Raw genomic sequence first — 21,039 nt, 5'->3', positions numbered from 1 at the left:
GCGACGCATGGATGAACAAGCGGCCCGGTCGCATCATACCGATATTATCGACGATATAGTGCGTCAGATCACGTGGCAGAGCCAGAAGCAGTTGTTGCAAACGCTCAGCAGACCTGACATTAACCTGACGTTGCCACAGATGGTAACATTGTTTGCGATTCGCGAAGCTGGCCTTTGTCGAATGAGTGATTTGGCCGAGATTACCCAGCAGTCGGCAGGAACGCTCACCGGTATCGTCGATCGTCTGATCGATGAACACCTGGTTGGGCGCGTGCGCGATGCCGAAGACCGACGGGTTGTTCAGGTAATGCTGACACGCCAGGGCGAACAGCGCCTGGCGCTAGTGGAAGAGGCACGACGTGCCGATATGGACCGCATTCTGTCCCGGTTTAGCCTGGAGCAATTGCATGCCCTCGAACACCTGCTCCGACTCCTTCTCGATGGTATTAATGAGTTGATCAGCAGCCGCGACTCTGAACAACATCTGCACGGGCAGGTCAATTCATCACTCGACCGTCCCATGTAATTTTCACCGGCAACCTTTCAATGTTCTGTTTCGTCATATTACGATGGATAGCATCAGCATTACAATGTACTTGCTGATGGGTCGTTTGTGTTGTGGATAAAAGCAATTTGAGGCTGTATTATGGCTCAGTCATCACGTCCTCGTCGTCGAACATCTCGGCTCTGGTGGGGCATTGGCATTCTCCTCATTATTGGTGGTATTGTTGCCGGGACGTTTGTGTTTAATCGTGGTCAACCGACCAATTTGCGACTTAACTATGCACTGACTCGCCCGCAGCGCAGTCCGATTCAAGCGACGGTGAATGCTAGTGGTTCGATTCAACCGCAACAGGTGCTCGATCTCGCATTTACCAGTAGTGGCCTGATCAGTGAGGTATTGGTGCAGGTCGGCGATCAGGTCAATGCCGGCCAGGCGTTAGCCCGTCTCGATACACGTGATCTCGAACTGCGGGTTGAACAGGCGGCAGCACAACTGGCTCAGGCCCAGGCAAATCTCGATCGGTTGCGGGCTGGGCCGAGTGAAGCCGAGGTAGCTGCGGCTGAGGCGCAACTGGCGCAGGCGCAAGCTCAATTGCGCCAGACAACCGGTGGTGTGACCGAGAAAGACCTGGAAGCTGCCCGCGCACAGGTCGAGCAGGCTCGGGCTAATCTGACACGCTTGTTGGGAGGGCCAAAGGCCAGCGAAGTGGCTCAGGCCCAGGCCCAGGTTGACCAGGCGGCGGCAGCGTTGCAAGCACAACGCGACTCGCTCTCGGCGGCTAAGACACGGGCCGAGTCGCAGTTGTTGCAGGCAGCAAATGCACTGCGCGACCGTCAGGCAGAGTACAGTCGGATTTATAACGATAATCGTGAACGTGAGCAACAACTGGCAAGATTCGGCCAGTCGCTGCCGCAATCTGCACTTGACAACGAAGCGGCTGCGCTGCGGGCAGTGCAGAATGCTGAAGAGCAGATGCGACAGGCAAAGGTTGCCTACGATCAGGCAGTGCAGGCCGAAATCACCGGGATTGCTCAGGCTGAAGCGCAGTTGCGTAGCGCACAAGCCAATCTCGAGCGCATCCTCGCCGGTGCCGATACCGATCAGGTTGCCGCAGCAAGGGCACAGTTAGCCCAAGCCGAGGCTAACCTGAATAAATTGCTCGGCGATCAACGAGCCGGTAGCCTGGCTGCCGCTAATGCCGCAGTCGCCAACGCTCAGGCTAATCTCAAACGCATTACCTCGCCACCCAGCGAAGCCGATCTGGCCAGCGCCGAGGCGCAGGTTGCCAGTGCACGGGCGAATCTGGCACAAGCGCAGCTTGCTCTTGAGCGAGCGACACTGGTCGCACCAATTGCCGGTGTAGTGGCCGAAGTCAATCTTGAGGTCGGTGAATTGTACAACGCAGCGCGACCAGCGGTGGTACTGGCCGATCTCAGTAGATATTATGTTGATGTTACTGTTGACGAGATCGATGTTGCCCAGATTACCGTTGGTCAGCCGGTAATACTTGTGCTTGATGCTCTGCCTAACCTCGATCTGCGCGGGACTATCGCACGTATTAATCCGCTCTCAATTGTGCAATCGGGGGTAACCGCTTACACGGTGCGAATCGTTACCGACAATCCACCGGCGGCAGTGCGACCGGGTATGTCGGCCAGCGCCGATATTATTGTGGCCGAAAAGAGCGATACGCTGGTAGTGCCCCGACGAGCCATCCGTGCGGAAGGTGGGCAGTTCTTCGTTGATGTGACCGTTGATCCGGCGTTATGCAACCTCGATATTGCCCAACGCCCGTTACAACCGGCTTTACAGGCAGTAGCGGTGCAAACTGGCTTGAGTAACGAGCAGATCATCGAGATCATTGCAGGAAATATCGATGAAAACAGTTGTGTCTATGTGCCAGGGGTAGATGCGCGCTTTAATCTCTTCAGCGGCCCGCCGCCCGGTGTTCGCAATCGCTGAGATCCATGGAGCAGGCTATGCTAAACCTGATTGAAGCACTACGGATTGCTTTTAATAGTCTGCTGGCCAATAAATTGCGCGCCATCCTGACCATGCTTGGCATCATTATTGGGGTTGGTGCAGTGATTGCCCTGCTAGCATTGGGTGGTGCGATTCAAACCCTGGTGACCAGCGAGTTACAGGGATTAGGCAGCAATCTCGTCTTTCTATTTGCCGGTACCAACGACCCGGAAACGAATCGTCGCGTACCACCACGCCTGACCAATGAAGACATTGCCGCAATCGCCGATCCGCTGAACGTACCGGCAGTTGCCGCAGTTTGTGCTGAGTTCAGTCGGCGTGCCCTTACGACCTATGGCGGCGCCAGCTACGATGCCCTGATTGCCGGGGTCAGTGCCAACTATTTGCAGGTACGGAATGCACGAGTCGCAGTAGGGAGCTTCTTCGACGAACGAGCGCTTGAGTTACGTTCACGCGAGGCGGTCTTGGGTCATCGGGTTGCCCAGCGGCTCTTCCCCAACGGCGCCGATCCCATTGGGCAGCGGATTCGGATCAACGGGATTGGCTTTCAAGTGATCGGTGTGATGGCCGAACGGGGTGGGAGTTTCGCCTCAAATGAAGATGACCAGATTTTCGTTCCGCTTACGACGGCACAAGACCGTCTCTTTCCTCCCGCACAAAATGTGACGCGGCGCGTTGATGTAACGGTCGTCTATATTCAAGCGCGTGATGAAAAGAGTATCGATGATCTGATCGATCAGGTAACGGCGCTGCTCCGCCAACGGAACGGTTTGACCTATCAAGACAATAACTTTACGATTGTGACCCAGCAAGACCTGGTAAGTTCCTTTGCAACGATTACCGGTGCGATCACGATCTTTTTGGGCGCCATTGCCGCCATTTCGCTGGTGGTGGGGGGGATCGGGATTATGAATATTATGCTGGTGAGCGTGACCGAACGAACTCGCGAGATCGGGTTGCGCAAAGCAGTCGGGGCGCGCCGCAATGATATTCGGCTTCAGTTCTTGGTCGAAGCAACGGTGCTCAGTTTAATGGGTGGAGTGTTGGGGATTGCACTCGGCTACGCACTGGCGGCTATTGGCACAGCACTGCTGGCGAATTTTTCACCAAACGCACGGGCTGAAGTGAGCCTTGATGCAATTCTGCTGGCGACATTAACCTCGATTGCGGTCGGTATCTTCTTTGGTCTATACCCGGCCGACCGCGCCGCACGGCTTGATCCCATCGCGGCGCTGCGTTATGAGTAGCGCCGGAACAACGGGCAGTACCTCTGCACGATAAAATTTGGACGCTGCCCCTGCTTTGCTAATGGAGGTTTCCAAGTTCTCAGAGCGTGATCAAAAACCTGGGCTTATGATACGCAGTAGAGTATTTAGGGGAACGCTGGCGGGCAATGCATGCGTCTCCGCTACTCCGCGACGCGATGGAAAAGGTTTTAACGGTTTCAGGGCCTGTGCTGCGGAGCAGGCTTGGAGACCCTAACCTTCCCCCAGGCCCCCTTCCTCTCCCCGTTTGGGAGAGGAAGGGGGAACGGTATACCATTAGAGATGGGGTTGGCACCAGCCTCTCCCGATTCGGCGACGGGCACATCGGTGAGATGAAAAGAGGATAGTCACAGACCACTGTCGGAACGGGGAGCTACTTCCACAGTCCCTGTAGATAGGATGGACCCCACCTCCTCGCTCACCCTTCTCTTTTCTCTTCCTCCATCGTCACTGTCGGCGAGAGCATACGCTTTGCCCCTTAAAAGGCAACATCCCTGCATTAGCCCCCCTTTGGTTGCATGCTATACTGTTAGCACACGTCGCTGAAGGCATCAAACGGGCATGCGCCGCAAGTGACGTGTACATGACCTTTTCACTGATTGGCAATACGGTTCTATCAATGCGCATCCTAATCACCGGTTCTTCTGGCATGATCGGCACCAATCTCGGCCTGCGGTTACTTGAGGCGGGTCATGATGTTTTTGGGATTGACCGACGGGTGAACACGTGGACTGATCGTATCCCTACGTTGTTACAAGACCTTGCGGTTCCGCAACGCGATTTTCGGGCAGGCATCGGTGGTGCACCTTATCCACCGTGTGATCTGGTTGTGCATCTCGCAGCCAATGCCAAAGTCCATGACCTGGTCACCGAACCGCATCGTGCGTTAGAAAATATCAACATTACGTATAATGTGCTCGAATATTGCCGACTACACGACTTGCCAATCATCTTTGCCTCATCGCGTGAGGTATACGGCGATATTCATCGGTATATCACTGAAGAGACTCGCGCCGATTTTAGCTTTACCGAAAGTCCATACTCGGCGTCAAAAATTGCCGGTGAAGCGTTGATCTACGCTTACGCACGTTGCTACGGCTTACGCTACATTGTGTTTCGCTTTTCCAACGTTTATGGCCGTTTTGATAACGATCTTAACCGCATGGAACGGGTGATTCCGTTGTTTATCCATCGGATCAGTCGAGGTGAACCGGTAACGGTGTACGGTAGCGATAAGGTACTCGATTTTACCTATATCGATGATTGTATCGATGGTATTATGCGTGGTATCACACGTTTATGTAGTGGGGAAGTGGTCAATCGTACCATCAATCTGGCTTATGGCGAGGGGAATACGCTGATTCGAGTTGCCGAGTTGATAGGTCAGGTGTTAGGTCGTCAACCGGAGATCATCGTCCAACCGGCTAAGCGGGTTGGCGAAGTGAACTACTACGTAGCCGATATTCGCCAGGCCCGTGAATTGCTGGGTTTTCAGCCGCAGGTGCCGTTGCCTGAAGGCATTCGCCGTGCCGTAGCATGGTCGCACAGAGAGAAGACCGTATGACGGAGCACCAGTCTGAGCTGCATCTTTCTGATCAGGTAAACGAACGGTCAATCCCTACCGAACGAGTACAACGTTGGTTGCAGACCGGTATTACCTGGCTGGCGTTGCAAGAACCAGAACGCCTCTTTCCGGCGCTGGTGACGGGTGTGATTGACATGTTACCGGCAGTTACGGCGGCGGTTCTCTGGTTGGTTAAGGGCAGCAGTTTGCAACCGGTTGCACAGGCCGGCTTGACGATGCCTCCTGCTACGTATGATCAATGGCTGCGGCTCAGGTTACGCAGCGGTGAGGGTGCAGCCGGATTAGCCTGGCAACGCGAAGCTCTTGTGCAACAACATGGCGAGCACGGCTATCGCGAACTCCAGGGCATTGCATCACCCGAGGCGCAAGCGGTGTTTCAGGCTATCGGCGATCTGCTACCCCGTAGCTTGATAGTAACCGCCATCCCATTACGAGCCGGACCATCGTTTGTTGGTGTACTGGAATTGATCGGTGTTCCTACCGATTCTTTCCGACTAGCAACAGTTGACCTCGAGATGATTGCTGGGATGGTCGCGGCAGCGATTCGCAATGCCCAGCTCTACGATGAACTTCGCCGTAGTCATCAGCGGTTGAAGGCGTTTGATGCTGTTGTTACCTCGATCAGCACCGCTGCCGATCTACCTGATCTGGTGCAGAGCGTGTTGACCGTCGTCCTCGAACTCACACCAGCCCAGAGTGGTGCGCTTTTGCTGTTCGACCCGGCTCAAGAACGGCTCCAGATCAGTGCCTGGTCTCATATGGACCCGGCAGCGCTGAGCTGTTTCGACCAGGTCGCGGTTGATGCCAGCCCCTGCGCCGAGATTGTGCGTTACGGTCAACCTGCCGTTCGTCCCCTCTTGTCGGAACGTGGTGAAACGCCGCTGCTGGAAGCTGGCCTGATGGCCGCAGCGTATCTTCCGCTACTGGCCGGTGGTACAGTTACCGGTGTACTGGCATTGTTCGGCGATCTAGAATTCACCAGGGCAATTGATAAAGATATGTTGATGCCAATCTGCAATCAGGTTGGCTTTGCGATTGCGAACGTTCGCTTGTACGAAGACAGCCAGCGTGAGCGACGGAAATTTCATACGGTCGTCGAGTCGATTGCCGAAGGGGTGTTACTCTGTGATCGCTATGGTCGGCTGACACTGGCGAATCAGGCGGCCCATGATCTGCTCCCCCAGGCCAATTTGAGTTTTGAAACCCCCCTGGCAACCATTCCGGAACTCTATGATCTGCGTGATCTCGATGGTCATCCGCTAACGCCCGATGAACTTCCGTTCACCCGTGCCCTTCGCGGCGAGACGTTCTCTGATTATCGGTTGATGCGGCGCTTACCCGATAACGCCGAACGCTTTTTTAGCTTCAGCGGTGCACCGGCAGTCAATGAACGGGGAGAAGTCGAGGGCGCCGTGATTACATTCCGTGATATTACCGCAACGCAGAAGGTCCAACGGGCGAAAGATGAATTCCTGGCTGTAGCTGCCCATGAATTGCGCAGTCCACTGGCAGCGGTGCGCAGTTATGCCGATCTCTTGCTACGACGTGAACAACAGCGCGAGGGTGATCCCCGCGATCTGCACGGGTTGACAATTCTCACCCAACAGGTATCGCATATGCTGCGCCTGGTGGATAATTTGCTCGATGTTTCTCGTCTCGATTCCGGTCAGTTTGATTTGCAGTACCAGCAGATCAATCTGGTGACCTTAGTCCAACAGGTTATCGATCAGCAGCGGCCCAGCGCCGGTAATCGAGAGTTACTGCTCGAAGGTGAAACGGCTGAATTGATCATCACTTGCGATCCGATGCGTATTCGTCAGGTTTTGACCAATCTGATCAGTAATGCCATCAAGTACAGCCCTCCCGAGAGCGTGATCGGTGTGCGTCTCCGGCGTGCCATTCTGTTGAACAGTCAGATACCTGCCGTTCTGATTAGTGTCAGCGATCAGGGGCCAGGCATTCCACCCGAAGAACAGGAGCGCGTCTTCCAGCGCTATTACCGTGCACCAGGCCGACAGGCCGAAGGGCTAGGGCTGGGCCTCTACCTGAGCCGTGAAATCGTCCAGATGCACGGTGGTCAGATCTGGATCGAAAGCCGTGAAGGTCAGGGTAGTACCTTTATGGTGCTCTTACCGGTTGAACAACCGCAACGTTCAGCCAATGATCGCATCCCAGAGTTACGTTAACGAGGAGTATTCACGTGCCAGTTCGTAAGAAATCGTTTGTGCAGGCATTACCCCCCGCCCCGCCACCGCGACGCACCACATCCGACGTGGTGTCTGTGCGGTTGGCAGCGAACGAAAACCCGTTAGGCCCTTCACCGCGGGCGTTGGCTGCACTTCAGGCTGCGCTGAACAATATCCATCGCTATCCCGATGCCAGCGGCACTACCCTGAAATATGCGCTCGCCGAGCGGTTTGATGTGCGACCCGATCAGGTGATGCTCGGCAATGGTTCGGATGAGTTGATTATGTTGGTCTGCCACGCACTGCTCGGTGAAGGCGATGAAGCCGTACTGGCTCAGGGATCGTTTATCAGCTATGCACGACGCATTCAGGCCCAGGGCGCAATTGCCCGCCAGGTTCCCCTGCGTGAGATGACGCACGATCTACCGGCAATGGTCACCGCGATTACCCCACAGACTCGCCTGGTCTTTGTCTGTAATCCCAATAATCCGACCGGCACAACCGTTGGCGCAGCGGAACTGATGAGGTTTCTTGAACAGGTACCAAGCGATGTGCTGGTGATAGTTGATGAGGCGTATCGGGAATTTGTCACTCGTCCCGATTTTCCCGATCTCTTACCGCTGGTGCGAGCCGGCCAGGAGAACCTGTTGGTACTACGTACCTTTGCCAAAATTCACGGCTTGGCCGGGCTACGCTTGGGTTACGCCTTCGGCAACCCCGACCTGATCGCTTATCTTGAACGAGTACGACCGGTGTTCAACGTCAATACCCTGGCTCAGATTGCCGGTCTGGCAGCACTCGACGACGCCGAACATCTCGAACGTTCACTAGCGCATGCTACCGCCAGTCGAACGTTTCTGACCACCCAACTGCGGGCGATGGGGCTTACCGTTATTCCGGGTGAGACGAACTTTGTGGTGGTAGCAGTGCCTGATGATACGACAGTAGCAGCCGCGCTGGCCCAACGTGGGGTGTTGGTAACGCCACTCAGTGGCTGGGGATTACCAGGTTGGATGCGGGTTTCATTTGGTACCCACACCGAGAATGAGATGTTTGTTGCAGCGTTGCGCGAGATACTGCGCAGATCTTGCCGATAAGCATAGTGCGTCACACTAAGGAGATAATATGAGTGAACCACAATCGCCTACCTTCTGCGCTCAATGTGGCCGTAAGTTGTCCCCCGAAGATCGTTTTTGTCCAGAGTGTGGTACGCGCGTTCCCGGAAACTCAGCCGCAACTCCACCCCAACCACCAACCGGCGTTCCAACGGTCGTATTGCCGCCCGATCAACCGCCAGCCGGCGTTCCAACGGTCGTGTTGCCGCCCAATCAACCACCAGCCGGAGTACCACCAACGGTCGTGTTGCCACCAACGCAGCCGCCGGTCGGGTCGTCACCACCTCAGTCACCACCAGGAGTACCACCCGTTATTCCTCCTGTACAGAGCGTAGGAACACCTCCTGATCCGTTTCTGCCGCCGCCACCTCCTGCATACGGCGGATTATCAACGCACCCCAGCCCACTACAAATCCCCTCTACGACCGGTATGACGGCGCAACGCTCAAACAACTGGTTGGTGTGGGGGCTGGTTGGTGGAGGTGGCTGTTTACTTCTCATATTTATAGTTACATGTGTGGCCATACTCCTATCGATCTCAATGTTCAATACCGTTTCGGAAGACCTGATATCGACATCGCCAACCACCGGTAGCAGCGGCGCCGTTGCACCGGTCACCGATGGGCAAGTCTTGTTTCGTGACGATTTTGAAGACCCGCAGGCGAGCAATCTAGGGGAGAGGGAAGATAGGAGCTCGCGTTACGCCTATGACCAGGGCAACTACGTCATCGAAGTGAAACAATCAGAGATGCTGGTATGGGCGCTGGTAGAAGGAACATACCGTGATGTGGTAATCGAAACGAGCTATTCAGTTCCCGCGAACAGTGCAAACGTTGCAGCCGGGCTGATCTTCCACTATCAGGATTCCAACAACTTCTACTTGTTCAGTGTATCCAACGATGGCTACTACGCACTCGAACTGTTAAAAGACGATCAGTGGGTCACGCTCATCGATTGGACCAAGCATAACGTGATCAATGCGGCAAAGAACCGCCTCCGGGTAGTACTGAACGGCGACGAGATTACTCTCTTTGTCAACGACCGTCAGCTCGAAAAGACCCGTGATCCGACCTTTACCAGTGGCGAGATTGGTCTGGCAGTTACCAGTTTTGATAAAGCCGGCGCGATTGTACGTTACGACGAGATTACCATACGCAAGCGATGAATTGTCAGGGGCCGGTTTCGTCCTGCCCCTACAGTTCGTGCCATCAATTATCCGTGCACATAATCTTCCAGAAACGCCAGCCATATTCCACAAACGAAAAACCAAATGGGATCAGTGCTGCGTAAAGAGCCGGTTTGCCCCAGCGCGGACCTCCAGCCAGATAAAGCAACGCAACCAGCGTCATCGCCAGGGTCGTTAGCTTACCACTACTGGCTGCGGTGGTAATATGGGCTTTGCGGCGCAGAACAACGAATCCGGCAAGTAAAATCCCAACATCGCGGAAGATGAGTAAGCCGGTTGCCCACCACGGAAACCCGCGTGTGCGAGACAGCATCACTGCTGCCGAGTCGATCAACACCTTATCGGCAATTGGGTCGAGAATTTGGCCTAGCTTCGACACTTCGCCACGCCGACGGGCAATCGGTCCATCGAGAGCGTCGGTGAGCATCGTAAGCGCCAGTAATACCAACGCCCGTTGACGACGGTCATTGCGCTGCATGTAGTAAATTGTTGCCGGTAAGAGCAGCAAACGACTGATCGTCAACAGATTTGATGGATAGAGCAGTTCTCGTGGCTGAATGAGGTCGCGAAAAGCCATTGCGTCCTCCTAATTGTAGTTACAACGACGGTGGCGCTGGCGTAGTGGTTACCTGTCGAACCGTTTGCCCAAGCAGATGACCAAAGACGAACGCTGCATATGGTACGCTAAAGATGATACCGATCATGAAGAAGATGCTTCCCAGGCTGGCAACGAAATAGCACAACACCGAAACAAGCCACAAGACTAACCACTCTACCGGATAATTGCGAAACCACTGCCAGATTTCTCCTGGCTGTAAGGCTGCACTGAATGAGCCTGTCTGCACATACCGACCAATGCCGATGAGTAATGCCGGTTGGGTAATAAGGGTAAATGGCAATAGCATAATACTGAAGCAGATCAACAGGCCGATCAGTATCCCAAACGGCGGTTCGCGATTACTGCTGGAAGCAATGATAACACCGACTAAACAAAAAAAGAAACAAGAAAAGATGATTATTGGTAAATAATAAAAAACAGATATGATAAGACTAGAGAAACCTTCTCGAAATATATCACCGATCTGATCCAATCTGGGTAATGGTCTTTCTTGCCCACTCGCCAGCGAACGTGCAGTCATAATAGTACAACCCAGGAGAGCAATCTGCCCTACAAATGGAATAAATTGTAAAAGACCGATTGTAAGGGTGATCTTCCACCAGTCTGGATCATCGAATACGAAGCTAAAAGCGCGTGTAAGATTCATGAGGTACTCCGATCAAGCTCTCTGATGGGCATTCCGAAAACGACAGAACGTTTGAACAAAGTGTCATTTTCCGAGCCCGATCAAGAACCAGGCAGCAAATACTGCGGGCAACCATTTCGCCTCGACTCAGGCACGAGTCATCAGTTGCGCCTGCCGTTCCGCCGCTACATAGAGTTGAGCACCGACCAATTGGGCAAAGACCCCGGCGCTGCACAAGAACCACCCATCCAGAATGATTAGCGGCAGTGGTGCATTCAAGACCATCAGCCCCCACATCAACACAGCTAACAGTCCAGCCGGTAGATATGCAGCCAGACTGGTCAGTCGTGCGCGCCAGAAATAAGTACGGTACGGCGGTGTGAATGCGCGTCGCACCGTGTCCAGGCTGAGGGCCTGTTCAATCCGACCCTCCTCGGCAAAGATAAGCCGACCAATAGGGGCCACACCGATGAGAAACAGGCTCCCCCAAAGCAACCCTATCAGGCTCAGAATACCGCGCATAACCGGTTCGAGCAGTTGCGTTTGGGCGGCCAGCACCAGCGTCAGACCACTACACACCAACACCAGAATACCGATCATAAGGGGGAGAACAAAGAAGGCCAGATCGATGAGCAAGGCCAGGATACCGGTTATGGCCCGCAATGTCCAATCACGCCATGGAGGTAACGGGATGGGAAAGCCACGGCGGCTATTATCATAGCTCTCCATAATGAAACCAACTGCTAACGGCAAACCGATAATCGTCATTGCCAGTGCCCCGTGGAGCAGACATTTCCACCACCACGCCGGATCACGGCAGATCAGGGCAATGGCCGCCGATAACGTTGTCGGTGATGATGAGGTATACACTACTCCGGCTCCCCGGCTAGATAGCGACGCAGGAGATCAAGCGCTGCTGTTCCGATAAACTCAAAGCCATCAGATGAGCGGAGATCAAAGGGACGGTTTAGCCGTCGTTCGCCCGTAGGGGTGATGAGCACAAACGAGACGCTTGTAAAGCCGTTGGTATCTGGCCAACTTGCCGGTTGGACACCTAAACCGATGCTACTTTGCCAGCGTTCGGCGACATTGGCTGCACCAGCAGCAGCCAAGTCTGATGCCGCCTGAGTATCGGCGGGACTATCGAGCGGATGTATCTCTACGCCACGCAACACCTGATCACTGTCGGGCAGCGACAACAAGGCCTGCAAAACCGGCGCACGGAGGATTCCTTCGTAGAGCGCCAGAGTCTGATGGCGCTCTCGCAGAAGACGAGCGACCACCGTCGGTAGTTCTTCTTCTCCTAGCAAGTATTGACCGAGACGTTCGCGAATGATTGCCTCAGTGCGGGCAATCATCGCTTCGGCTTCGGCCTGACTTTCGGCACGCGCACCGATGCGTAATTCGTAGCGGGCACGTTTGGCTGAAATCCCGACGGTGGGGTTAGTCTGTTGCATCAGATCGGCAATCCGCTCGCCGATCACACTTTCACCGAGGCCGACCGCATGCAGGGTACGCACCAGTATTACGGTCGTGATGCCACGTTCCTCACGAAGATACGGTAAAACCGCCGTTTCAAACAGATAACGCATCTCACCCGGCACTCCAGGCAGCACCACCACGGTTCCCCGCTCATCTTCGATCAGAAAGGCTGGCGCTGTACCACGTGGATTAGGAATGATCCGCGCTCCCGCAGGAACATACGCCTGTCGGCGGTTGCTCTCGCTCATCGGGCGGTTCATTGCTGCGAAACGAGCGGCAATCTGATCGAGCAGTTCGGGATGGAACTCCAAGGGCCGATTCAGCGCAGCGGCTACCGCTTCACGAGTAACATCGTCAAGGGTTGGGCCGAGACCACCGGTGCAGATCACCAGATCGGCCCGGCTGAGTGCCTCACGAACGGCGGTAGTGATGCGGTCAACATTGTCGCCAACGACCATTTTGCGGTAGACATTGACGCCCGCAGCCGCTAGTTGGCGAGCAAGATAGGCACTGTTGGTATCAACCGTTACACCGAGCAGGAGTTCTGAACCAATTGCGATAATCTCAGCGTCCATGCAATCCTCGTTGTGATGTGCTACCGACGAGCCGAAGCTTGTTTCAATCCGATGTGGTAGGTCTTTGCAGTGCGCTTACGTTCCCCGCTGGGCTGAGGTATCAGGTTTATAAACATCATCTTCACGCAGTATACCGCATTCCTACCCTACAATAGCGATTGTTCGCCGAAATACTTTCACGCTGATGGAATGGTGGAAGAGGCGGGTTCCGACCCCGCCCCATTCTAGTGGTGAACCACCACTCCGCCTCAAGACCGACCAGACAGCGCTATCGATATGATAGTTCGCAGATCGATCACGCCAGTGGCTCTTGGGGAGGTTGTTCACTCATACGTTTGCGATATTCGCGCCACAGCTCTTGCTCACGTTCGGCGGCAGCACGCTGGCCGGCCGAAATGGCTGCCCGTAACCGTTCAGCAAACGATTGGCGTACCACACTAACACGTGCGGCAAGATATTGACGGGTTTCATGACCTGAACGCGGATTGAACAGGGCAACTACTGCAAAGCCTAGCACCGCTCCGACCACCACCCCAGTAATAAAGGCGCCAGCCGCCGACGCCGTCTGTCGTTCGTGTTCGCGGCGCAGTGCGGTCAGTAAACGTTGGGCAGCTTCGCGTTCAGCCGCCAGCGCTTCGAGCGTTGCAGTCCGTTCGGCGTGAACCGCCTCGGCAAATCGGCGTGCCACCTCGGCAATAGCGTCGTTCTCAACGGTCATGGAGATACTCCTCACTTGCGGGTGCGAATCTCATCTAGCGCACGTGCCAGGAATGCGTCAACGGCCATTGCACCCAGGTCTTCACCACTACGGGTGCGCACAGCAACAGCATCGGCAGCTTCCTCTCTGGCGCCGATTATAAGCATATACGGAATCTTCTGCAACTGAGCACGACGAATCTTGCCTTGCATCCGGTCACGGTTGTCGTCGAGTTCAACGCGCAGACCGGCGGCAAACAGCCGCTGACGTACCTGACGGGCAAAATCCATTTGTTTGTCGGTGATGGGGATGATCACCGCCTGCACAGGTGCCAACCAGAGTGGAAATGCCCCACCGTAATGTTCAATTAAAATACCCATAAACCGTTCGGTCGTACCGGTGACGGCACGGTGTAAGACGACGGGGGTGTGAGGTTTGTCGTCTTCACCGATGTATTCGCAACCCAGACGGGCGGGTTGAATAAAATCGACCTGGATCGTGCTTAGTTGCCATTCGCGCCCTAACACATCACGCGCAAGAAAATCGGCTTTCGGCCCATAGAAGGCGGCTTCACCTTCAGCTTCAAAGTAATCGACGCCGTTAGCTTCGAGGGCGCTGCGCAGCGCTGCGGTCGCTAATTCCCACTTTTCATCATCCTGAACGTATTTTCCTTCTTTCCCGCGCAGTGATAGGCGCACTTTATAGTCGGTAAACTTATAGGTACTCAACACCTCACGAATGACCTGTAGCGCGAGGCTAAACTCCTCCTGGATTTGATCGGGGCGGCAGAAGATATGGCAATCATCCTGCGTCAATGCACGCACACGGGTTAACCCGCTTAACGCACCGCTATCTTCGTAGCGGTAAAGGGTTGCGAATTCAGCAAAGCGGATCGGGAGATCGCGGTAGCTGATGACACCGAGCTGGTTGTAGAGAGTCATGTGACTAGGACAGTTCATCGGTTTGAGCCGGAAGATGAGGTCTTCGCTCTCAACCATCGGCGGGAACATGCTCTCACGATAATTATCGTAATGCCCCGACTTGCGGTAGAGCTGCTCTTTCACGACGTGACCTGTCCAGACGTGCTGATAACCGTAGCGGGTCTGAACTTCTCGCACATACGTTTCCATTTCGTGCCGAATGATCTCGCCCTTGGGAGTAAAGATCGGCAAACCAGGACCGATGTCATCAGAGAAGAAAAAGAGACCCAGCTCTTTACCAAGGCGACGATGGTCACGTTTACGTGCTTCCTCTAGCCGATGCAAGTATGCTTCCAGTTCTTCTTTGGTATTCCAACCTGTACCGTAAATGCGTTGCAACTGACGGTTTTTTTCGTCACCACGCCAGTAAGCACCAGCAATGCTCATCAACTTGAAGGCTTCAGGATTGATCTCGCCAGTGTGGTTGAGATGGGGGCCACGGCAGAGATCTTCAAAGGTATCTTGACGGTACGTCGAAATAACGGTATCGCCATGATGCGTCTCACCGTACTCGTCAAGCCCTTTAGCTAAACCTTCGATCAGCTCTAGCTTATACGGTTGATTGGCAAAGATCTGGCGAGCTTCTTCCGCACTGACTTCACGGTAGATAAATGGATGATTGCCAGCGATAATACGCTTCATCCGCTTTTCAATCTCGGTCAGGTCTTCAGGCGTTAGCGGACGTGGCAAATCAAAATCGTAGTAGAAGCCATTTTCAATCGGTGGTCCAATCGCAATTTTGGCATCGGGAAAGATTTCTAGCACAGCCTGCGCCATCACATGGGCCAGCGAGTGACGCAAGCGGTAATAGGGATCGCTGTTTGGATCGACTGGCATAGCGAGTGTTTCCTCCTATCTTGTAACAATGGTCAAGTAACCGTCGATGATCCGCGCCTCAATTATCTGGCGATCTTGCCGACTGAATTCAGCGTTAAGTCGTTCGTTCAGAACAGTGGTAAGATCAGGCGCCGAGAGAAACATCGCCAATGGCCCCGCAACCTGGGGATCGAGGACGGCAAGGCGTCCATCACGCACAGTAATTCCACCACTGATCACTCCAGTCATACCGTAAGCCTGGACGCTTATCACGGCGCGTTCGTTTTGAAAGCGAACCTGCACTGCCTCGACCGGCAACGTAGCCCCAATATCGGTTAGATATTCGTTAACCTCGGCTTCGCTAACCGTTACCCTACCTGGTGGCAGAGCTGCAACCAACACCGGCAGCGGAGCACCGGCAACGTCAACCGTCGGCCCTGAAGGGGCGAGCAGATCGGCAAAACGACGACCAAGCGTCACACTGATCTGCGGGCGAACAAGCAACATAAAGAGCAGAGCAATGGTCACCAATCCCAGGCCAATGCGGATGACCTGACTGGCACAGCCAGTTGTTTCTCGCCGCCGGGCAGCGAGCCGACGGGCGGACACGCGCATACGTTACTCCTTCGTGCCTAACGGAAACAGCTCTCCGTCCGCACGGGGACGAAGAGCTGCTTCGTGGTTCCACCCTGTGTTCACCGAACACCATCCGGTGTCCGGCCTCATTCCTCGCGATAACGGGCGAATCCCGTGCTCCCATACTGGCAATCTGCGTTCCGGGAGCCACTCAGAGGGGGTTTTCACCCGATCTGCGACCGAGCACGCTCTCAGTCACGACGCGCTCTCCCTGTGGTTAGTATCGGGCTACTCGTCCTCGTCGGCGCTTTACACTACTGCCGCCGCCATGGTAACGCGAAGCAACCTCAGAGTCAAGCAGATTTGTTATTGGTTTACCACTACACGTTGTTGCCTCAAGTCTCGCCGGATAGATGATAACAGCATAGGATGAAAACGAGAACACGGCATGCGAATACTACCGATTCAACCCATACCTGGAAGCTGATACCATGGCAGCTTATCGTATTCAAATTTACGACGACGATCCAACAGCAGCGCTGGTTACGCAACGTGGCTTGCAAGCTTTGCTTGGTGATGAAGTTATTGTCGAAGCAACCACCAACGCGAACGAGGCCTGGCTGGCGTGTGCCAATGGTCATGTCGATCTGCTGATTGTCGATCCCAGTCCGTACAGTGCAGCAGCGGCACTCATCAAAGCGGTGCGCACATACCGTCCGTACCTCCCTATCCTGGCCCTGACGGCCTATGATACCCCTGGGTTACGCGCCCGAATGCAGGCACTAGGTGTTGAACTCTACGCCGCCAAGCCGATTGAATTGCGCGAACTGGCGCCACTCGTTATGCAGGCATTGCATCAGGTCGTGTAGGTAGGACTCACCTAACAGGTAGTCCTCCTCGCGATCCACCTTCCACTTTCCCTACATGTGCTATCATGTTTGTATTACGAAAGGAGATGTCTGTGCCTGCGCTGCGCATCGATTGGCGCTGGATTGCGCTCTTTGTTATTATCATTGTCCTGGCAAATGCACGGAGTCTACCGTGGCCGATCACTGCCCTGGCCCTCGCGCTGCCAGGCAGTTGGTTGATCTATCATGCTGCCCAAATGCTTGGGCTAGCAATTCCCGGTACGCGACCAACAACCAGGGTCACGTACTGGCGTGGCCGTCGGATCGAAACCAACACGCCAGTACGCCGGAATCCGTTCTGGGATCGCACCAATCTTGTCCCTGGTCTGCTGTATGGCATCACCGGCCTGATGCTGACATTGGCAGCTCTGGCGGTTGTCACCCGTAACCTCGGCATGTAACCTGCGCGACTGAACGTTTGATGAGAAAGCTGTGATAACACTACCCTTTGGCCTGTTTCGTCGGCGACGTTTAACCACCGATCAGCAAGATGTGTTGCTCAACGATCTCGAAGCGTTGTTGCACCAGATCGACGCCGCGCTCGATCAGTTTGGCCCCGATGTCGAAACAACTGACCGCAACGCTCTCACCGGCTGTCGGGCCAGTCTGCGCGAGCTGTTTCTGATCGTTGTCGCCGGTGAGTTTAATTCCGGTAAATCCACCTTCCTCAATGCCTTGCTTGGCGCACAGGTATTACCAGAGGGCGTGACGCCAACCACCGATGCGATCACGTTGCTGAAATACGGTGATGAACCGTTTGATGAACTGATCGAACCCGGTCTACGGCTTCACCACTACCCTGCCGAGATGCTCCGTCAACTGACTGTGGTTGACACACCCGGCACCAACGCTGTCATTCGGCAGCACGAACGTCTGACCCGCGATTTTATTCCGCGCGCCGATCTGGTGATCTTTCTTACCTCTGCCGACCGCCCCTTTACCGAAAGCGAACGGACATTTCTTGAGTTGATAAAAGACTGGGGTAAGAAGGTTGTCGTTGTGATCAATAAAATTGACATCCTAACCCCTGCCGAGCAAGAGCAAGTTGCCCAATTTGTACGAGAGCACGTCAATCGAGTGCTAGAACAATCGCCTGAGCTGTTTCTGGTCTCGGCTCGCCGTGCATTGCAGGCGCGGCAACAACCCGATCATGCAGTCGAGCAATGGCAGGCCAGTGGTATGGCGGCCTTCGAGCACTTCGTGATTGACACCCTCGATGAAGAGACCCGCTTTCGATTGAAGATACTCTCGCCGCTAGGGGTAGCACGACGGGTAACTGAAACATACCTCGCTGCTACCGAATCCCGTCTGGCAACCCTGCGTGATGATGTGTACGCCATTGAGCAGATCGAACGTCAATTGGCCCTTTTTCACGATGAACTGAAGCAAGATGCCGAATACCACATCGGCGAAATTGATAGAGTGTTGATTGCACTGCAAGAACGGGGCGAACGATTCTGTGATGAAACGATCCGACTGAGCCGGATTCGCGATCTGGTGGATGGAAATCGACTGCGAGCTGACTTCGAGCGCGAGGTTATCGGGGATACCTATCACCAGATCGATGAACGCATTCAGAAGTTAATCGACTGGCTGGTTGAAAAAAATCTCCGTCTACAACAAAGTATTGACGAGTTTATTCAACAGCGCGCGCTGGCCTATCGCGACCAGATGTTGGGTCAAGTTGGCGGGAGTTTTGCCTACAATCGGCAGGCTTTGTTAGAACATCTCGGGCAGGCTGCGCAAATCGCTATCGCAAGTTACGACCGTAATGCTGAAGCCCAGCAGTTGGCCGGCGAAATTCAGTCGTCAGTCGCGGCAACAGCCATTACCGGTGTCGGTGCTGTCGGTTTGGGCGCAACCCTGGTTGCTCTGTTTCATACGGTGTTACTCGACGTTACCGGTATTCTGGCTGCTTTGACAGTGGCCGGCCTGGGTTTGGCAATTCTACCGGCTAAACGACGGCAGGCGAAGGAGAGTTTGCGCAAAAAGATCGATGAAGTACGCACCCGGCTACGTGCTGAGTTACGCCAGCAGATCGAACGCCAGAGCGAACAAACCCTGCACCAGATTCGTGAACGGAATGCACCATTTATTCGCTTTGTCCGTGCCCAGCAAGAGCATCTGATCGGTTTACAACGTACCTTTTCTGACCTGATGGTCGCGATTGAGAAGTTTAGCAAGCAGGTTGAGTAGCAGGTTGCCGTAATATATTGCATTGCAGCGGTGAGAGTGAATCAGGCAGGGTCTTCATCTTTTGTGTATCGCTTCTCCGCGGACAACGGGGCAAAACGAGTAATGAACACTATCCAGACGTTGAACACCATCCTGAACCACGCACTTCCCAGGCATAGACCTGTTTTCAAGCGCGCTCCTGGTGGTTCGTTATGACAAGACGAACAGAGCACGCTGAAAAGCAAACGATTGTGCTCTCCGTCCGATCTGCTGCTTATCACACTATATGCGCATCCTGATCCCTTCAGACGTATTCCCACCCGATGGCCGTGGCGGTGCAGCGTGGAGCAGTTACGCTCTGGCCACCGGCCTCCACGCACGCGGACACACCGTACAGGTTCTTGTTCCCTGTCGCCAGCCCTGTCGTTCGCCGCTCGTTGCGTCACTTGCCGGGATACCGGTACAACGCATCCCGTACTATGCGCCGAAGCTGCCATTTATCCAGAACTACGTTCGTCACGAGCGCTTCTGGCCACGACTGGCGCAAGCAATGATCACGGCTGCTCACGACAACGGGGGCGTAGACATTATTCATGCGCAGCATACTCAAGCTGCTGCCGCTGCAATCCTTGCCCGCGAAACGCTCAACGTACCGGTTGTCGTAACGGTGCGTGATCACTGGCCGTGGGATTACTTTGCCACCGGTCTCCATGGAAATCGTCTCCCATACCCTGAGAGTTCGTGGGCCGCGTTAGCTACTGATCTCCCTGCGCGCCTCGGTCCATTACGTGGGACACTGGCAATCCCTGCGATTCCGTACATGCTGGCCCATCTTCGCCGACGGGCTAAGTTACTGGCCGCCGCTGATGCGGTGATTGCCCCCAGCCAGTACATTGCCCGTCGCCTGCGCACTATCGTTGAACCGCACCGCATCCACGTGTTGCCGAACATTGTTGACATCGCCGCCACTGATGCTATCGCGGCCACCCCACCCCGCACCGACTGGAGCGGGGCACTTCTACTGTTCGCTGGTAAATTAGAGATGAACAAAGGCGCCGGTTTACTTATCGATCTAATCGCAGCACTGGCTGCGCACCGTCATCAGCTTCCACCCTTTACCCTCTTGATTGCAGGTGATGGCACCATGCGCCAGGCTATTGCCGATACCCTAACCACCTACCGCTTACCCGGTCGAGTACTGGCCTGGATTGATCACGATGAACTCTTACGCCTGACCGGTCGCTGCGATCTGTTCCTCTTTCCCTCGAATTGGGGTGAACCACTGGCGCGGGCATTGATCGAAGCAGCCGCGCTCGGCGCACCAATCCTTGCCATGCCGACTGGCGGAACACCTGATATTGTCAGCCATGGCGAGACCGGTATTCTCGCACCCACGGTACCGGCGATGGTAGCCTGGATTGTACGCTTGCTCAATGATCCGGATACCCGACGGCAATTAGGTGCCAACGCCCGTCGGGTTGCCACTGAGCGTTTTGCCGCCGACCGTTTGCTGCCACGCTACGAATCCCTCTACAACGAACTGTGTCGCGCGAGAGTATAAGAGCCTATCCGATCTATCCTGTCGCAGCAGCAAGCAGATCGGTTGGAGCGCAGCGCTGCTGCGCTCGTACATCCATCGATAGGTTTCATCCGCTGAACTGCGAGACGATTCTTCTGAAAAGCACTCAGTTGAAATAGCGTTTCCAGAGTGTCGCCGTATCGAGAACGGACGGAAAGAAAAGGGTGAGAAACTTCGTTAGT

At 54.7% G+C, this 21,039-nt stretch carries 18 protein-coding genes; 11 read left to right on the top strand and 7 right to left on the bottom strand.

Features of this window, described 5'->3' with window-relative positions; genetic code table 11:
- Nucleotides 1-7 precede the first annotated feature (7 nt).
- The 7 genes from JE47_RS20380 to JE47_RS0105920 all read left to right on the top strand — a co-directional run bounded on the left by JE47_RS20380 (nt 8) and on the right by JE47_RS0105920 (nt 9,804).
- Complete coding sequence (locus tag JE47_RS20380; protein ID WP_035419079.1) at nt 8-526, top strand: MarR family winged helix-turn-helix transcriptional regulator; 519 nt, start codon at nt 8-10, stop codon at nt 524-526.
- Between the two features lie 120 nt (nt 527-646).
- Complete coding sequence (locus tag JE47_RS0105945; RefSeq protein ID WP_031458875.1) at nt 647-2,467, top strand: efflux RND transporter periplasmic adaptor subunit; 1,821 nt, start codon at nt 647-649, stop codon at nt 2,465-2,467.
- Between the two features lie 17 nt (nt 2,468-2,484).
- Nucleotides 2,485-3,735 carry an ABC transporter permease gene (locus tag JE47_RS0105940; protein ID WP_031458874.1) on the top strand — a complete coding sequence of 417 codons (1,251 nt, stop codon included), beginning with the start codon at nt 2,485-2,487 and terminating at the stop codon, nt 3,733-3,735.
- A gap of 637 nt (nt 3,736-4,372) precedes the next feature.
- Nucleotides 4,373-5,317 carry an NAD-dependent epimerase/dehydratase family protein gene (locus JE47_RS0105935; RefSeq protein WP_031458873.1) on the top strand — a complete coding sequence of 315 codons (945 nt, stop codon included), beginning with the start codon at nt 4,373-4,375 and terminating at the stop codon, nt 5,315-5,317.
- On the top strand, nt 5,314-7,524 hold the full coding sequence (locus JE47_RS0105930) for an ATP-binding protein (protein ID WP_031458872.1): 2,211 nt from the start codon (nt 5,314-5,316) through the stop codon (nt 7,522-7,524). The genes JE47_RS0105935 and JE47_RS0105930 overlap by 4 nt, the downstream gene beginning before the upstream one ends.
- A 14-nt stretch (nt 7,525-7,538) precedes the next feature.
- Entirely contained in the window at nt 7,539-8,621 is a 1,083-nt protein-coding gene (gene hisC / locus JE47_RS0105925; RefSeq protein WP_031458871.1) for a histidinol-phosphate transaminase, read from the top strand.
- Between the two features lie 28 nt (nt 8,622-8,649).
- On the top strand, nt 8,650-9,804 hold the full coding sequence (locus JE47_RS0105920; RefSeq protein ID WP_035419077.1) for a zinc-ribbon domain-containing protein: 1,155 nt from the start codon (nt 8,650-8,652) through the stop codon (nt 9,802-9,804).
- A gap of 43 nt (nt 9,805-9,847) precedes the next feature.
- Here JE47_RS0105920 and JE47_RS0105915 read toward each other — a convergent pair whose 3' ends face one another.
- The 7 genes from JE47_RS0105915 to JE47_RS0105885 form a co-directional block, all read right to left on the bottom strand.
- Entirely contained in the window at nt 9,848-10,402 is a 555-nt protein-coding gene (locus JE47_RS0105915; protein ID WP_031458869.1) for a CDP-alcohol phosphatidyltransferase family protein, read from the bottom strand.
- A 19-nt stretch (nt 10,403-10,421) separates the two neighbouring features.
- Nucleotides 10,422-11,090: a DUF4013 domain-containing protein gene (locus JE47_RS0105910; RefSeq protein ID WP_031458868.1), complete on the bottom strand. Its 669-nt coding sequence runs from the start codon at nt 11,088-11,090 to the stop codon at nt 10,422-10,424.
- A 126-nt stretch (nt 11,091-11,216) separates the two neighbouring features.
- Nucleotides 11,217-11,939 carry a DUF4013 domain-containing protein gene (locus JE47_RS0105905; protein WP_031458867.1) on the bottom strand — a complete coding sequence of 241 codons (723 nt, stop codon included), beginning with the start codon at nt 11,937-11,939 and terminating at the stop codon, nt 11,217-11,219.
- On the bottom strand, nt 11,939-13,126 hold the full coding sequence (locus tag JE47_RS0105900) for a competence/damage-inducible protein A (RefSeq protein WP_031458866.1): 1,188 nt from the start codon (nt 13,124-13,126) through the stop codon (nt 11,939-11,941). The genes JE47_RS0105905 and JE47_RS0105900 overlap by 1 nt, the downstream gene beginning before the upstream one ends.
- Before the next feature lie 295 nt (nt 13,127-13,421).
- Complete coding sequence (locus JE47_RS0105895) at nt 13,422-13,844, bottom strand: YtxH domain-containing protein (protein WP_031458865.1); 423 nt, start codon at nt 13,842-13,844, stop codon at nt 13,422-13,424.
- Nucleotides 13,845-13,855: 11 nt separating this feature from the next.
- Nucleotides 13,856-15,640, bottom strand: coding sequence for a threonine--tRNA ligase (gene thrS / locus JE47_RS0105890; protein WP_031458864.1), 1,785 nt, complete (start codon nt 15,638-15,640; stop codon nt 13,856-13,858).
- A 15-nt stretch (nt 15,641-15,655) separates the two neighbouring features.
- Entirely contained in the window at nt 15,656-16,234 is a 579-nt protein-coding gene (locus JE47_RS0105885; RefSeq protein ID WP_031458863.1) for a hypothetical protein, read from the bottom strand.
- Nucleotides 16,235-16,686: 452 nt separating this feature from the next.
- On the opposite strand from JE47_RS0105885, the gene JE47_RS0105880 reads away from it, so the two are divergent.
- The 4 genes from JE47_RS0105880 (at nt 16,687) to JE47_RS0105865 (ending at nt 20,839) form a co-directional block, all read left to right on the top strand.
- Nucleotides 16,687-17,064, top strand: coding sequence for a response regulator (locus JE47_RS0105880; protein WP_028458520.1), 378 nt, complete (start codon nt 16,687-16,689; stop codon nt 17,062-17,064).
- A 92-nt stretch (nt 17,065-17,156) separates the two neighbouring features.
- Nucleotides 17,157-17,504 carry a hypothetical protein gene (locus tag JE47_RS0105875; protein WP_031458862.1) on the top strand — a complete coding sequence of 116 codons (348 nt, stop codon included), beginning with the start codon at nt 17,157-17,159 and terminating at the stop codon, nt 17,502-17,504.
- A gap of 31 nt (nt 17,505-17,535) precedes the next feature.
- Entirely contained in the window at nt 17,536-19,299 is a 1,764-nt protein-coding gene (locus tag JE47_RS0105870) for a dynamin family protein (protein WP_031458861.1), read from the top strand.
- 265 nt (nt 19,300-19,564) lie between these two features.
- Nucleotides 19,565-20,839 carry a glycosyltransferase family 4 protein gene (locus JE47_RS0105865; protein ID WP_031458860.1) on the top strand — a complete coding sequence of 425 codons (1,275 nt, stop codon included), beginning with the start codon at nt 19,565-19,567 and terminating at the stop codon, nt 20,837-20,839.
- Nucleotides 20,840-21,039: the final 200 nt, after the last annotated feature.

Source organism: Chloroflexus sp. MS-G, assembly GCF_000735195.1.
Lineage (GTDB): Bacteria > Chloroflexota > Chloroflexia > Chloroflexales > Chloroflexaceae > Chloroflexus.
Note: the sequence above shows the minus strand (reverse complement) of the source record. Positions and strands in the feature narration are given on the sequence as shown.

Excerpts from the sequence above, each read along its gene's own strand:
- JE47_RS0105895 (WP_031458865.1), bottom strand. The coding sequence starts at position 13,844 with ATGACCGTTGAGAACGACGCTATTGCCGAGGTGGCACGCCGATTTGCC.
- JE47_RS0105930 (WP_031458872.1), top strand. The coding sequence starts at position 5,314 with ATGACGGAGCACCAGTCTGAGCTGCATCTTTCTGATCAGGTAAACGAA.
- JE47_RS0105900 (WP_031458866.1), bottom strand. The coding sequence starts at position 13,126 with ATGGACGCTGAGATTATCGCAATTGGTTCAGAACTCCTGCTCGGTGTA.
- JE47_RS0105910 (WP_031458868.1), bottom strand. The coding sequence starts at position 11,090 with ATGAATCTTACACGCGCTTTTAGCTTCGTATTCGATGATCCAGACTGG.
- JE47_RS0105935 (WP_031458873.1), top strand. The coding sequence starts at position 4,373 with ATGCGCATCCTAATCACCGGTTCTTCTGGCATGATCGGCACCAATCTC.
- JE47_RS20380 (WP_035419079.1), top strand. The coding sequence starts at position 8 with ATGGATGAACAAGCGGCCCGGTCGCATCATACCGATATTATCGACGAT.
- JE47_RS0105885 (WP_031458863.1), bottom strand. The coding sequence starts at position 16,234 with ATGCGCGTGTCCGCCCGTCGGCTCGCTGCCCGGCGGCGAGAAACAACT.
- JE47_RS0105920 (WP_035419077.1), top strand. The coding sequence starts at position 8,650 with ATGAGTGAACCACAATCGCCTACCTTCTGCGCTCAATGTGGCCGTAAG.
- thrS (WP_031458864.1), bottom strand. The coding sequence starts at position 15,640 with ATGCCAGTCGATCCAAACAGCGATCCCTATTACCGCTTGCGTCACTCG.
- JE47_RS0105945 (WP_031458875.1), top strand. The coding sequence starts at position 647 with ATGGCTCAGTCATCACGTCCTCGTCGTCGAACATCTCGGCTCTGGTGG.
- JE47_RS0105880 (WP_028458520.1), top strand. The coding sequence starts at position 16,687 with ATGGCAGCTTATCGTATTCAAATTTACGACGACGATCCAACAGCAGCG.
- JE47_RS0105940 (WP_031458874.1), top strand. The coding sequence starts at position 2,485 with ATGCTAAACCTGATTGAAGCACTACGGATTGCTTTTAATAGTCTGCTG.
- JE47_RS0105865 (WP_031458860.1), top strand. The coding sequence starts at position 19,565 with ATGCGCATCCTGATCCCTTCAGACGTATTCCCACCCGATGGCCGTGGC.
- JE47_RS0105915 (WP_031458869.1), bottom strand. The coding sequence starts at position 10,402 with ATGGCTTTTCGCGACCTCATTCAGCCACGAGAACTGCTCTATCCATCA.